This is a genomic window from Oceanobacter sp. 4_MG-2023, assembly GCF_030689165.1.
Lineage (GTDB): Bacteria > Pseudomonadota > Gammaproteobacteria > Pseudomonadales > Oceanobacteraceae > Oceanobacter.
The window spans coordinates 1-12,991 of the sequence record NZ_JAUYVV010000038.1 but is presented as its reverse complement, the minus strand read 5'-3'; the positions used below and the strand labels follow the sequence as shown (position 1 = coordinate 12,991).

Genomic DNA, 12,991 nt, shown 5'->3' with positions numbered 1-12,991 from the left:
TCGCCGATGGTAGTGTGGGGCTTCCCCATGTGAGAGTAGGTCATCGTCAAGCTCTTAAACGAAATACCCCGTCCTGCCATGCAGGGCGGGGTTTTTTTATACCTGTGAGAAGGCAAGGGCGGACATGGATGGTTAGACGACTATATGCTGCAAACAGGAACCAAGAGAGTTGAGTTTATCGATAACGATAGGCTAACCTTTCGCTATAATTCTTGCTGAAATGAGATTGTTTATGTCTAAAGCTGGTGCACTTGATTCATCGTGGCAGCAAGTACTCGGTGATGAGCTGAATCAACCTTATATGCGTCAGCTACGTGAGTTTTTGGCAATGGAAAAAGCGGCTGGTAAAGTCATTTTTCCACCGGGGCCTTTTATTTTTAACGCATTTAATCACACACCGTTTGAACAAGTACGTGTCGTGATTATTGGCCAGGATCCTTACCATGGCCCTGGGCAGGCTCATGGACTGAGTTTTTCCGTGCAAAGCGGTACCCGTATTCCTCCTTCTCTGGCAAATATTTTCAAAGAGATGGAAGCTGATCTTGGTATCAGGATGAGTGGTAGTGGCGACCTGACTCCTTGGGCAGATCAAGGAGTCTTATTGCTGAATGCTACACTGACGGTTGAGCAAGCCAGAGCCGGCTCCCACCAGAAAAAAGGCTGGGAGCGCTTTACAGATACTGTTATTCAACGATTGAATGAACAGCGGGATGGTTTGGTCTTTGTGCTTTGGGGCAGTTATGCCCAGAAAAAAGGTGCGATGATAGATCAGAACAAGCACCTGGTTCTGAAGTCTGTGCATCCTTCACCGCTATCAGCCCATCGTGGTTTTTTTGGCCAGAAGCCATTTTCACGTATCAACCAATATCTTGTCAGTCGGGGACAGCCGCCTATTCAATGGCAATTGTGAGTGCTCAGGTATGCCATATTGGCTTTATAGCTGGTCAATATCGGCAACCATCCTTGCCTGAAACCTTTTCGTCATTTTCGCTTGTCCAGAACGAAAGCTCAAGTTACAGCGCATTGTTGGGCTGAGTGACGTATAATTATTGCCATTTTCCAACTCCTTCGGTACAGCCAGGTTCAGAGTCAGCAAGGCATGATGATGACTCTGGTTTTGACCGTGTTGAGATTTTGTCTACGAGGTTTGATATGGATTGGTACGGTGCCTTCCGCCCATTGTTATTCAGATTGAACGCTGAAACTGCCCATGAACTCAGCCTGGATTTGCTGGGTGCGGCAGAAAGGCTGAAAGTGTTGTCATGGATGATACCGGAGGTGAAAAATGACCCTGTGACGGTTGCAGGGATCGAATTTCCCAATCCGGTTGGTTTGGCAGCAGGCCTGGATAAAAATGGCGATTATATCGATGCGATGGCGCAGCTTGGTTTCGGTTTTATTGAAATCGGCACCACCACTCCTCGGCCACAACCGGGAAATCTGAAACCTCGGCTGTTCCGTATACCAGAGCGCCAGGCGATCATTAATCGTATGGGCTTTAACAATAAAGGGGTTGATTACCTGGTTGATCGGGTCAAGGCGGCCCGTTTTCAGGGGGTATTGGGCATTAATATCGGCAAGAACTTTGATACGCCAGTAGAAAATGCGGTCGATGATTATCTGATTTGTCTGGAAAAAGTGTATCCGTATGCGACTTATATTACGGTAAATATTTCCTCTCCCAACACTCCGGGGTTGCGAACCCTGCAATACGGTGATGCCCTGAAAGAGCTGCTGCAACCGCTGAAAGAGAGGCAAAAGGTGCTGTCAGAATCTTTTGGCTACAAGCCGATTTTCGTCAAAATTGCACCGGATATGAATACCGACGAAGTGGCACTGGTCGCCAATTCATTGGTGGATTGTGGTATGGATGGCGTGATTGCGACGAATACCACACTGGATCGTACTGGTGTGGAAGGCTGCCTGCATGCAAATGAGCAAGGTGGCTTGAGTGGCGCGCCATTGGAAGAAAAAGCCACAGAAATGCTGGAAAACCTGACCAAAGCATTGGATGGCCGAATTCCGGTTATTGGTGTGGGTGGTATTACTGATGGGGCTGGCGCGATTGACAAGATCAAGGCGGGTGCCCAGCTGGTACAGATTTACAGCGGCTTTATTTATCGTGGCCCAGAGCTGATTTGCGAAGCCGTTGAAGCGGTAGCCAATAGCCAGTAACCGGGCGATTACCCGTTCGGTAACGATCAGCTAGAGATATGAGGCCCCGCTTTTGGGGCCTACCTCCCGGGTGAGGAGGTTTGGGGTATGGGCGGCCTACGGCCTGAAGTTCGGAGTTGTTAAGTGGTCAAACGACCATACGATGAATACCAGAAACGCCTGTATAACCATCCCAGTGGTCTGATCGACCTGAACGCCAACCGGATAACCAAGCATCTCTCATCGGTCCTTCTGGCGGCGCCAGATCTTTGGAACGACGTTCAACACCGGCTCGATAGCCGCGGGAAAAAGCTCGTTCTTGCAGATCGCGTTTCTGTTTTTTCATACGATGCATCCTCGCTTATTAAACAAATATCGCTGCTGGTCGTTCTGTTCAAGACGATCTCCCTCAGCGACGTCTACAGTTGTAGCGCGTTGAGGGTGGGTTTGTTAACGAATATATTTCTATAAAATGACAACCTCTTGTAGCCACAGGCTATTTGAAGGAATAGGCCAATTTGACTATGACAAATTCTGATTCATCCACGGTTTTCCTGTGGCTGGCTACTTGCAGTAAAGGTATTGAATCTCTCTTATCCAATGAAATCAAAGAGTTGGGTGGAGAAGTAGAGCGTGAAACCCACTTGGGGGTGCACTGGAAAGGAGACCTGGAGACGGCCTATCGGGTCTGTTTATGGTCCCGATTGGCGAGCCGTATATTATTACCGGTACATGAAAGTCAGGTCAGCAATGTCGACCAAGTATATGAAGAAACGCGCCAGGTTGACTGGACGCAGGTTTTTTCACCGTCCTCGACCTTCCGGATCGACTTCCATGGTCGCACAAACTTTATCAATAACACCCAGTTTGGTGCCCAGAAAATCAAGGATGCCATTGTCGATCGCTTTCGTCTGGATACTGGCACGCGTCCCAATGTCGACAAGCATGGTGATGTGAGGATTGAAGCTCAGCTGCGTAAAGGCAAGCTGGCCTTGTATTACAACTTCAGTGGTTCGGGCATGCACCGCCGTGGCTACCGCTTGCAACCAGGTCTGGCGCCATTAAAAGAGACGTTAGCGTCAGCCTTGCTGATCCGGGCCGGTTGGCCAGCGCTGGCAGCAGCAGGTAAACATTTGGTTGATCCTATGTGTGGCTCAGGCACCTTGCTGATTGAAGCAGGATTAATGGCTGCTGATATTGCGCCTGGTCTGAATCGGCAGCAGCATGGATTTGAGCACTGGCGTGGTCATGATCGTAAAGTGTGGCTGTCACTGGTTGATGAGGCCCGCTTACGTCGCACAGCCGGTTTGGAAGCTGTGCGCAGTCGCTTTTATGGTTTTGACAATGATGCCCGACAGTTGGAAGCAGCCGCTGCCAACGTATCGCGCTCTGGTCTGGAAGGCCATATCCACCTGGAACGTCGCTCGATTGAGCAGTTGCGGGTCAGTCATGAAGTGATTGCCGATGGCGGCATGGTGATCTGTAACCCTCCGTACGGAGAACGCTTGAGCGAGCTGCCACAACTGTCGCCACTCTATAAACAGTTTCATGATGCCACCATGCAGATGCCGGAATGGAAGCTGGCGGTATTTACAGGCAATACTGATCTGTCACGAGTTATCAGACGACCGTTAGATAAGCAATATAACTTGCTGAATGGCCAGATCGAAACCAAGTTACTGGTATTCGGTGCCGCAGATGAACGTTCATCACGGCCACAAACCTCGATGATTCGTGGTCCGGTGGAAGCATTCGCCAATCGTTTGAAGAAAAACCTCAAGCCGGTACAAAAATGGGCCAAACGTGAGTCCATTTCTTCCTATCGGGTGTATGACCAGGATTTGCCGGAATACGCTGTTGCCATCGACTGGTATCTGGATGCTTCCAAAGGCCCAGAGGAAGGAGCGGCATGGCTGCATGTACAGGAATATGTGCCGCCCAAAACCATTGAAGAAGCCAAGGCCGAACGGCGCTTGCTGGATGTTCTGGCCGTCTTGCCAGAAATTACAGGCATTGCTGCGGACCAGATTGTACTGAAACGTCGTGAGCGTCAGAGTGGTAAACGCCAGTATGAAAAGCGTTCCACCAACGGGGTGATCCGTCACCGCTTTCCGACGCTGGAAGGTCGGGTCAAGGTATGGGTAAATCTGAAAGATTATCTTGATACTGGACTGTTTCTGGATCACCGTCCGACTCGCTTGGACATTGCCAAGCGCGCAGCTGCGCAGCCAGGTATGTCGTTTCTTAACCTGTTCTGTTACACCGCGACCGCCAGCGTTCATGCGGCAGAAGCCGGCGCAGCCTGCACCAGTGTGGATATGTCACGGACTTACCTGGGTTGGGGGAAAGAGAACTTCGACCTGAATGGTCTGGATAGTAGCCAACATGCTTTTGTCCAGGCAGACGTGTTGCAATGGCTGGGTGATTGCTCGCAACAATACGATCTGATCTTTATGGATCCACCGACCTTTTCCAACTCCAAACGCATGGAAGGGGTGCTGGATATCCAGCGTGATCACGTGGGCTTGATTCAGCAGGCAGTCGCTTGCCTCAAACCGGGGGGAACGCTGGTTTTTTCGACGAATATGCGCAAGTTCACCATGGAAGATCAGGCGTTACCGGGGCTCACGATCCGCAATGTAAGTAAATGGTCTGTGCCATTTGATTATTCACGTCGGCCGAATATCCATCATTGCTTCCATATCCAGGTTGCCGAACCGTCCTGATGGTGGCGTCTCTGTACTCTCTATGGCTGAAATGATAAAAATTGTCAGTTTGTTCGACGTTATGATTCTGTCGTGATTGTCCATAAAAAAGGCGCTGTTTGCGCCTTTTTTGTTTCTGCTACAACAGTAGCCAACACTGTTATAACCATGGCTACTGTTACAGCACCGCCTCAAAACACTCCAGCTGCGGCGGGCCCATATAGATATCCTTACGAGCGCCACCGGCGTTGGCGTGTGCCTTGCGGAAGGCTTCAGACTGGGTCCAGTCTTCAAAGGCCTGGCGTGACTCCCATACGGAGTGGGAAGCAAACAATGTCTGTTCTTCGCTGGTTTTGCCTTGCAGCAAATGGAAGGAGACAAAGCCGGGGACGGTGTCGAGGAAGGTGTCACGATTTTTCCAAATATCGATAAAGTCTTGCTCACAGCCGGGTTTGATGCGGAAGCGGTTCATGGCGATGTACATGGTGTTCTCCATAAAAAATGATGCAATGAATCACCGTGATAATACCTGCAGGATTGCTGTCGTTAATAGTCGTGATTGCCAGATGCATAGCTGCACGCCACTGTTTGAGGAGGCATATCGTGCGGTAATGATCGATTGATTGTGATTTGTATCACATTCGGCATGGCTGGGCTGACACCTGGGTCAGCTCTCATAATACAGTCATGGCCTATTGCCAAGTCGCTGTAAGCTAAAGGGGATATCTATTTAGTCCGGTGCTTACTCTGGGCCAACGGATGGTTTCGAATCACGAAGCCGACTTGCAGGCCTGACGGGTCAAGTCAAACGTCGGCGACACCGAGTCGAGATCATCCGGCAGCCCCCGAAGGGCGCGGGTTGCCGCCGTCCAGTGCGGTGTTGACGAATTTGAAAAGGACTCGTCATTTCGCTGCATTCGTCGCCTTACCCTGAACAACGGCAACACTCGCGCAGAGCCGTGCAGGGTTAAATAAGATGTCCCCTAAAGGAAAAACTTGCAGCTCCGTTGTTTGTATATGTATCGATTGCAGGAGATAAACGTTCTATGAGTATGGAAGCCTGGCTGAATATTTTGTCCCATAAAGACGGGTCTGATTTGTATCTCAGTACCGGGGCACCACCTTGCGCCAAGTTTCAGGGGCAATTGCGGCCATTGTCGAAGGAATCACTTGGCCCGGGCGAAGTGGAGGCTATTGCCAACTCGTTGATGACAGAGGCGCAGCAGAAAGAATTTGCTGAAGAAATGGAAATGAATCTGGCGATTTCAAACAGTGCCGGACGTTTCCGTATCAATATTTTCAAGCAACGCCACGAAGTCTCGATTGTGGCGCGAAATATCAATACCGAGATTCCCAATCTCGACAAACTGAAATTGCCTCCCATTTTGAAGGACGTCGTGTTATCAAAACGGGGTCTTATCCTGTTTGTCGGCGGTACCGGTTCGGGTAAATCGACTTCTTTGGCGGCACTGATTGATCACCGTAATGCCAGTGCTGGCGGTCATATCATCACGATTGAAGACCCGGTCGAGTTTGTTCACAAGCACAAAAAATGTATTGTGAATCAGCGTGAAGTCGGCACCGACACCAAAAGTTTCCATGCGGCGCTAAAAAACACCTTGCGCCAGGCCCCGGATGTGATTTTGATTGGTGAGATTCGTGACCGCGAAACCATGGAACATGCGTTAGCTTTTGCAGAAACCGGCCATTTGGCGATTTCGACCCTGCATGCCAACAACGCCAACCAGGCGTTGGAGCGGATTATCAATATGTTTCCGGAAGAGCGCCGCCCGCAGTTATTGATGGGGCTAGGGCAAAACTTGCGGGCATTTGTATCACAGCGATTGATTCCGACTGCCGATGGCAAGCGTTGTGCTGCTGTCGAAGTGATGCTGGGTACCAAGACTATTGAAGACATGATCATGCGCGGTGATTTTCCAAGCATTAAAGAAGTTATGGAGAAATCCGAAAACCTGGGCATGCAGACCTTTGATGGGGCGATGTTCAAATTATACCGCGAAGGCCGGATTACCCTGGATGACGCCTTGAAAAATGCCGACTCTCCCAACAACCTGCGTTTGCGGATCAAGCTGGCAGAAAGCGGCGGCACCATGGTAAGCGACCAGAGCACAGGTGCCGATGGCAAACCGGCGATGGAATTCAGTTTGATGGAAGACAAGGCTCCGGAAGACGGTGACAGCGAACTTTGATGGCCATGGGCCTCACACACATGCCAATCATCCAGGCTCTGGTATGGAGTCTGACTGGCTGCAGCGATTACCTGCCGGACGGCAAAATCTCTACGACACCGGAGAGATGATCTGCCGTCCGGGGATGGCTCATAACCGGATTTTTATGTTAAACAGCGGCAGTGCCCGAATCTGCCTTTCAGCAGAACACCGGGAGCTGACGCTGGGCTGTCTCAAGCCGGGCAGTATTTACGTGACTCATACCCGCGCCTGGGTCGAATCTCTGGAACCCACCAGCATCACCAGCTGGCCTATCGAGCAGCTCACCTTGTTGATTGTGGAAGCACCGGAAATTGCCATTACCGCAATGCGGGAAATCGGGAAGATGCTGCAACAGGCAACGACTCTGATTGAAGACCTGGCATTCCGGTCAGTGGAATCCCGCTTGGCCCGTTATCTGTTACTGGAAGAAAGTACCCAGCAGTGCCAGACCATTCAATTAACCGGGCAGACCGAACTGTTAGCCAGCCTGCTAGGCACATCGCGTCAGACCTTGTCGACATTATTGAACCGGATGATTCGTGATGGTCTGGTGGCACGTCCGGATCGCCAGCACCTGATTTTACTGGATACGCAGCGTTTACAGCAGTTGGCGAGCGTATCCTGATCCAGACTGGCCATGGCGTGCCTGCAAGTTCATTAATGCATCTGCTTCCACACTGTCAGCTGGCTGACAGAATCGTTCAGGCCCAACGATTACCTTGTGATCTGGTTCACTTGATAATGAGATCACTATGAATAGTCCAGATACTTGCACCACCTCACCGCATTCTGCCAATCCGCCTGGTAGCGACTCCCGGGATCGTTATGTCAGCTTCTGTGGTATCGATTGTGATGGTAATGCCAATCGGCTGATTTCCATGCTGGAAAACCATTTGGCAAATGACCATGGCGATATGCGCTGGAAAACATACTTCGAACAAAAACGTGCACAACAAGCGGCGATGAATCAGGATAATCTGTATTTTATCGGCGCCCAAATGAACAGCTTGTACAGCTATCTGGAGAGCTGTGAGGACGAAGAAGTGCTGTCATTGTTGTGGCAGCTGGAGCAGGAGTGTTGTTAATGGAGAGAAGTAACGGCAGCTTGCGAGGCAAACTGCCGTTATCTGTCTGAGCCTGAACGGCAACAGACAAATCGATGATGTTAGCCCAGTACGGAATTTACCAGTGCCTTGGCATCGGCTTCCAACAGATCGATATGTGCTTCGGACACGAAGCTTTCCAGATAGATCTTGTAGACATTCTCGGTACCGGAAGGACGTGCAGCAAACCAGCCGTTGGCGGTTTCTACTTTCAGGCCACCAATCGGTGCACCATTACCGGGGGCTGTTGTGAGAATACGGGTAATGGCATCTCCCGCCAGAGTATCTCCCTGAACAGCGTCGGCACTCAGTGAAGACAATACGGCTTTTTGTTCAGCGGCACAGGGTACATCAATACGTTTGTAGTAAGGGCGGCCGTAGCGAGCAACCTGCTCTTCGTACAACTGTTGCGGGTCTTTACCTGTTACGGCCAGAATTTCAGCCGCCAGCAGAGCCATGATGATACCGTCTTTATCGGTAGTCCAGACGCTGCCGTCTTTGCGCAAGAACGATGCCCCGGCACTTTCTTCACCGCCAAAGGCCATTTCACCCTTGAACATGCCTTCTACATACCATTTGAAGCCTACCGGCACTTCGCACAGCTCACGTTCCAGACCATTCACGACCCGGTCAATCATGGCAGAAGACACCAGTGTCTTGCCGAATTTCACCGTTTGTGGCCAGTCAGGACGATGGGTTGCCAGGTATTCAATCGCAACGGCCAGGTAGGCATTCGGATTCATCAAGCCAGACGAAGGACAGACAATACCGTGACGGTCGTAATCCGGATCGTTACCGACCGAGATATCAAACTGGTCTTTCATCGCCAACAGGTTGGTCATGGCGTATGGCGAGGAGCAATCCATACGGATACGACCGTCTTTATCCAGAGACATAAAGCTGAAAGTCGGGTCAATGGCTTCGTTGACGACGGTAATGTCGAGGTTGTATTTCCTCGCAATGGGTTCCCAGAAATGCAGTCCGGAACCGCCCATGGGGTCCACACCAATCCGGATACCCGCTTTGGCAATCGCAGCCATATCCACGACATTGCCCAGATCGTTGACATAGTGGCCGATATAGTCGAAATCCTCGACCAGCTTACTTTCGTTGGCGTCTTCTGCGGGGACCCACTCAACCTCATCCAGATCGTTGGCCAGCAGTTCGTTGGCGCGGTTGGCAATCCAGCTGGTGATATCAGTATCTGCCGGGCCACCCATGGCAGGGTTGTATTTGATGCCGCCATCTTCCGGTGGATTGTGAGAAGGGGTGATCACAATGCCATCCGCCATATCATCGGGGTCGGCATCCTGATTATGGGTCAGGATTGCGTGTGAAATAACCGGCGTGGGCGTGTAGCCGTCGCCATCCTGAATACGTACACGGACATCATTGGCGACCAGTACTTCCATGGCGGTGCCAAACGCCGCTTCAGACAGGGCATGCGTGTCTTTACCCAAATAGAGTGGGCCTTTGACACCGGCTTCCGCCCGGTATTCGGCAATGGCCTGACAAACGGCGGCGATATGATTTTCGTTAAACGTGGTATTAAACGCAGAACCGCGATGGCCGGAAGTCCCAAAGGCAACTTGTTGCTCTGGGTTATTCACGATGTCTGGTTGCTGGCGGTAGTAAGCTGCCATCAGGGCAGGTACGTTAACCAGGCTGGCGCGTGGTGCGACTTTTCCGGCATCCGGGTGAATAGCCATAATTTCGATCCTTCCTTCTCGTTAGTATGCTGCTGTTATGCTGCTGGATAATTGTGACAGATGCAATTATTCGCAAGGTTATCAAGTGACTATTGCTGTGACCAATACAGTCTTTATTAATTAATGGCGGGATGTCTTCTGCCACCTCATGGTTGTGTGATCGCTGTTTCGGGGCGATCTGGATACAACCGATCGGGAGTAACCCATTGTATGGCTGAACCACTGAAAAACCGTTACGGATTGGAAGTTGCTGATGTGTTGGCGCAACAGATTGATAGCGTCTGGCCAGACTTCGATACAACGGCCTTTATGAAACAGGTGTCAGAGGGGTATGACGCATTGGAATTGATGGCGCGGGGACAACATATTGCGGATGTCTTGCAGCAGCACTTACCCGCAGAGTATGACGTGGCACTCGATATTCTGATGCGCTCTGTCGGAGCGCCATTAGCCGATGATCGCAGTTTTTCCATAGCGGCATTTTACTATCTGCCACATACCTGTTTTGTCGCATCGTATGGGCTGCAGCAATTGGATATATCCATGGCTGCCCTGTATCAGCTGACGCAACGGTTTACGGCCGAATTCAGCATTCGGGCCTTTATCCAGCAATGGCCGGTGGAGACGATGGCATATTTGCAGCGTTGGTGTAATGACCCGAACCATCATGTCAGAAGACTGGTTTCGGAAGGTACCCGGCCCCGTTTGCCATGGGCTGGTCGATTGCCAGCCTTTCAGCGTGATCCAGCCCCGGTGCTGGCACTGCTGGAACAACTCAAGGATGACCCGGAGCTGTACGTCCGACGCTCTGTGGCGAATAACCTCAACGATATAGGCAAAGATCACCCGGAATTACTGGTGGATGTTTGTCGTCGCTGGATGCAGGGAGCGTCCGGGGAGCGGCGCTGGATTGTGCGGCATGCGCTACGCTCAGCCGTCAAGCGCTGTGATGCGGATGCCTTGGCGGTACTGGGGTTTGACACAGAACAGCACGTCCAGGTAACGCAAGGTGGCATCCAGCCTGCTGCTGTCACGATCGGGGAAGCGGTGGAATTACACGCGACCTTGTTATTACCGTCCAGTGCCGGTAAGCCTTTGTCTGTGATGGTCGATTTTCGAGTGCATTACGTCAAAGCCAGTGGCCGCACCTCAGCCAAGGTGTTCAAACTGAAGCAACTGACATTAATGCCTGGTCAGGCGATAACCTTGGGCAAGTCGTTGTCCCTGGCAGAACGAAGCACTCGGCGTCATTACCCTGGCAGCCACCATATTGAGTTGTTAGTGAATGGTACCGCCTTTCCACTGGGAGTATTTGAGCTTTGTGGCGCTGATCATGTGGCTGCTGAACCTTGATTGTTGGTGATTTATATCTGAACCTTTTGACTTGTTCTCTGCTGGCAGATAGGTTCCCTGTATCGTGATACTCACAATGCTTATATGGCTGGTACGTCCATTTGTCCGTTATGCCATAACGCTGGAGAGTGAGGGCCATTTGTCATTGGTCCGCTGCTAGAAAGTGACCCTTTTTTGTGCTGTATTGTATTTCTCCCGGGATTGTTCACCAGATGCCTGCCAGACAGGAAACAAGAGTACACCATGCCAAAAGTCCGTTATCAGGGACGTACTTTTTACGTAAAGCAGGATGAAACCGTTCTGTCAGGTTTGTTGCGCCAAGGTGTTGAACTGGAACACGCTTGCCGGGCAGGAGTCTGTAATGCTTGCCTTGTTCGGGCAAGCGGATTTGATGCTGAACAGGAAAGTTTGAAAACCGGCAACCTGGCTGCCGAGCTGGTGGAGAGCGGGCACTTTTTGTCTTGCAAAACCCGAATCAAAGGTTCAATAGAACTGCTCGATCCTGGCCCGGTGGATATGTTTACCCTGGCCCGGCCAGCATTGACGGGCCTTGTTGTTGGCAAGCGCTGGTTGGGCGATGGCATAGTACAGCTACGTATCCAGCCGTCAGAAGAGATGTCCTATCAGGCTGGACAATTTGTCTGGCTCTATCATCCGGGTGGTCAGGCACGGCCATATTCCATGGCCGCTTCGCCACAGCGCAGCCCGTTGTTGGAATTTCATATCCGTCGTCATTGCCAGGGGCATGTCAGCCGTTGGCTCGCAGACGAACTGAAGGTCGGGATGAGTGTGCCGCTCAGTCTGGCAGATGGCGATTGTTCTCTGGAAGATAACATGCACCGCGTGGTGATGATTGCCTTCGGGATTGGTTTGGCACCGATGGCCGCTATCAGCCAACAGATTCTGGACCGTCATCAATATAGCCGTGGTGAGGGCCGTGTGGGTCATGCAGTGAGTGGACACTTGCTTCATATCGCCCGGGATAAAAGCAGCCTGTATGGCGAAGCCGAAAATTCCGGATTGGTGGATGAGATACAAGCCAGTAACGTACTGGACTACACGGGTCTGACAGGCCGCAGTGATCTGTTGGCGACCCTGGCCTCACTGAACATTCGTTATGGGGATGCGCACTGGTTTTTATGTGGTGGCTCAGAAGCGGTATATCAAACACGGAACGAGTTATTACGACTGGGTGTTTCCTCGGAGCGAATGCGCTTTGATCCATTTGAAAGTCAGCCGGTGCGGGCATCAACCAATAACAACAACGATGAACGCCTGTCGGACGAGCTGGAGCCACAACCGGAACTGTGGGCCTGGCTTGATGCGCATGATCGGCTAGCCGTGATCACGAATGATTTTTACCAGCGGATGTTGGGCGATCCGATGTTGTCTCCTTATTTTGGTATCCATACGGCGCGATGGGATTCCAGAGACACAATTGCCGCTTTTTATCAGTACCTCTTTACTGGAAAAAACACGGCAGTGGGTGATCAACCACTCAGGGACCAACACTGGATGGTTCATGCCGATGAGTTGTTTGACTATCAAATGACCTTGATGGAACAAACGCTGAAACAACACCGGATGCCGGGTTTGCTTATCACTATCTGGATGAGCTATGAGATGTTTTTTCGCGATTATGTCCTTAAGGGGACATCGATTTAATCCGGTGCTCACTCTGGGCTACCGGATGGTTTCGAATCACGAAGCCGACTTGCAGGCCTGACGGGTCAAGT

At 51.2% G+C, this 12,991-nt stretch carries 11 protein-coding genes; 8 read left to right on the top strand and 3 right to left on the bottom strand.

Translation table 11 applies throughout. The annotated features are described in order from the left end of the window. The first annotated feature begins 205 nt into the window (after nucleotides 1–205). Both ung and Q8W24_RS16440 read left to right on the top strand, forming a co-directional pair. Nucleotides 206–910: a uracil-DNA glycosylase gene (ung, locus tag Q8W24_RS16445; protein WP_370693341.1), complete on the top strand. Its 705-nt coding sequence runs from the start codon at nucleotides 206–208 to the stop codon at nucleotides 908–910. Nucleotides 911–1,152: 242 nt separating this feature from the next. Beyond that, entirely contained in the window at nucleotides 1,153–2,175 is a 1,023-nt protein-coding gene (locus Q8W24_RS16440; protein ID WP_303432299.1) for a quinone-dependent dihydroorotate dehydrogenase, read from the top strand. A 127-nt stretch (nucleotides 2,176–2,302) separates the two neighbouring features. Here Q8W24_RS16440 and rmf read toward each other — a convergent pair whose 3' ends face one another. Continuing rightward, entirely contained in the window at nucleotides 2,303–2,500 is a 198-nt protein-coding gene (gene rmf, locus Q8W24_RS16435; RefSeq protein ID WP_303432301.1) for a ribosome modulation factor, read from the bottom strand. Nucleotides 2,501–2,678: 178 nt separating this feature from the next. On the opposite strand from rmf, the gene rlmKL reads away from it, so the two are divergent. Then, complete coding sequence (gene rlmKL, locus Q8W24_RS16430; RefSeq protein WP_305475974.1) at nucleotides 2,679–4,880, top strand: bifunctional 23S rRNA (guanine(2069)-N(7))-methyltransferase RlmK/23S rRNA (guanine(2445)-N(2))-methyltransferase RlmL; 2,202 nt, start codon at nucleotides 2,679–2,681, stop codon at nucleotides 4,878–4,880. A 157-nt stretch (nucleotides 4,881–5,037) separates the two neighbouring features. On the opposite strand, the gene Q8W24_RS16425 is transcribed toward rlmKL, so the two are convergent. After that, nucleotides 5,038–5,343, bottom strand: coding sequence for an antibiotic biosynthesis monooxygenase (locus Q8W24_RS16425; protein WP_303432303.1), 306 nt, complete (start codon nucleotides 5,341–5,343; stop codon nucleotides 5,038–5,040). A gap of 562 nt (nucleotides 5,344–5,905) precedes the next feature. Here Q8W24_RS16425 and Q8W24_RS16420 point away from each other — a divergent pair. From Q8W24_RS16420 to cowN, 3 genes are all read left to right on the top strand, one after another. Then, nucleotides 5,906–7,069 carry a PilT/PilU family type 4a pilus ATPase gene (locus Q8W24_RS16420; RefSeq protein WP_303432304.1) on the top strand — a complete coding sequence of 388 codons (1,164 nt, stop codon included), beginning with the start codon at nucleotides 5,906–5,908 and terminating at the stop codon, nucleotides 7,067–7,069. Continuing rightward, nucleotides 7,053–7,715 carry a Crp/Fnr family transcriptional regulator gene (locus Q8W24_RS16415; protein ID WP_303432306.1) on the top strand — a complete coding sequence of 221 codons (663 nt, stop codon included), beginning with the start codon at nucleotides 7,053–7,055 and terminating at the stop codon, nucleotides 7,713–7,715. The genes Q8W24_RS16420 and Q8W24_RS16415 overlap by 17 nt, the downstream gene beginning before the upstream one ends. A 127-nt stretch (nucleotides 7,716–7,842) precedes the next feature. After that, complete coding sequence (gene cowN / locus Q8W24_RS16410) at nucleotides 7,843–8,175, top strand: N(2)-fixation sustaining protein CowN (RefSeq protein WP_303432307.1); 333 nt, start codon at nucleotides 7,843–7,845, stop codon at nucleotides 8,173–8,175. A gap of 80 nt (nucleotides 8,176–8,255) precedes the next feature. Here cowN and pgm read toward each other — a convergent pair whose 3' ends face one another. Next, a complete protein-coding gene (gene pgm / locus Q8W24_RS16405) occupies nucleotides 8,256–9,902 on the bottom strand; it encodes a phosphoglucomutase (alpha-D-glucose-1,6-bisphosphate-dependent) (RefSeq protein WP_303432308.1) in 1,647 nt (548 codons plus the stop codon). Nucleotides 9,903–10,112: 210 nt separating this feature from the next. On the opposite strand from pgm, the gene Q8W24_RS16400 reads away from it, so the two are divergent. Together Q8W24_RS16400 and Q8W24_RS16395 are read left to right on the top strand one after the other, a co-directional pair. After that, a complete protein-coding gene (locus Q8W24_RS16400; RefSeq protein ID WP_305452760.1) occupies nucleotides 10,113–11,255 on the top strand; it encodes a DNA alkylation repair protein in 1,143 nt (380 codons plus the stop codon). A gap of 243 nt (nucleotides 11,256–11,498) precedes the next feature. Beyond that, on the top strand, nucleotides 11,499–12,920 hold the full coding sequence (locus Q8W24_RS16395) for a 2Fe-2S iron-sulfur cluster-binding protein (RefSeq protein WP_305475972.1): 1,422 nt from the start codon (nucleotides 11,499–11,501) through the stop codon (nucleotides 12,918–12,920). Nucleotides 12,921–12,991: the final 71 nt, after the last annotated feature.

Bases quoted from the DNA above. Each gene is read 5' to 3' on its own strand.
- Q8W24_RS16440 (WP_303432299.1), top strand. From the start codon at position 1,153: ATGGATTGGTACGGTGCCTTCCGCCCATTGTTATTCAGATTGAACGCT.
- rmf (WP_303432301.1), bottom strand. From the start codon at position 2,500: ATGAAAAAACAGAAACGCGATCTGCAAGAACGAGCTTTTTCCCGCGGC.
- rlmKL (WP_305475974.1), top strand. From the start codon at position 2,679: ATGACAAATTCTGATTCATCCACGGTTTTCCTGTGGCTGGCTACTTGC.
- Q8W24_RS16425 (WP_303432303.1), bottom strand. From the start codon at position 5,343: ATGTACATCGCCATGAACCGCTTCCGCATCAAACCCGGCTGTGAGCAA.
- Q8W24_RS16420 (WP_303432304.1), top strand. From the start codon at position 5,906: ATGAGTATGGAAGCCTGGCTGAATATTTTGTCCCATAAAGACGGGTCT.
- cowN (WP_303432307.1), top strand. From the start codon at position 7,843: ATGAATAGTCCAGATACTTGCACCACCTCACCGCATTCTGCCAATCCG.
- pgm (WP_303432308.1), bottom strand. From the start codon at position 9,902: ATGGCTATTCACCCGGATGCCGGAAAAGTCGCACCACGCGCCAGCCTG.
- Q8W24_RS16400 (WP_305452760.1), top strand. From the start codon at position 10,113: ATGGCTGAACCACTGAAAAACCGTTACGGATTGGAAGTTGCTGATGTG.
- Q8W24_RS16395 (WP_305475972.1), top strand. From the start codon at position 11,499: ATGCCAAAAGTCCGTTATCAGGGACGTACTTTTTACGTAAAGCAGGAT.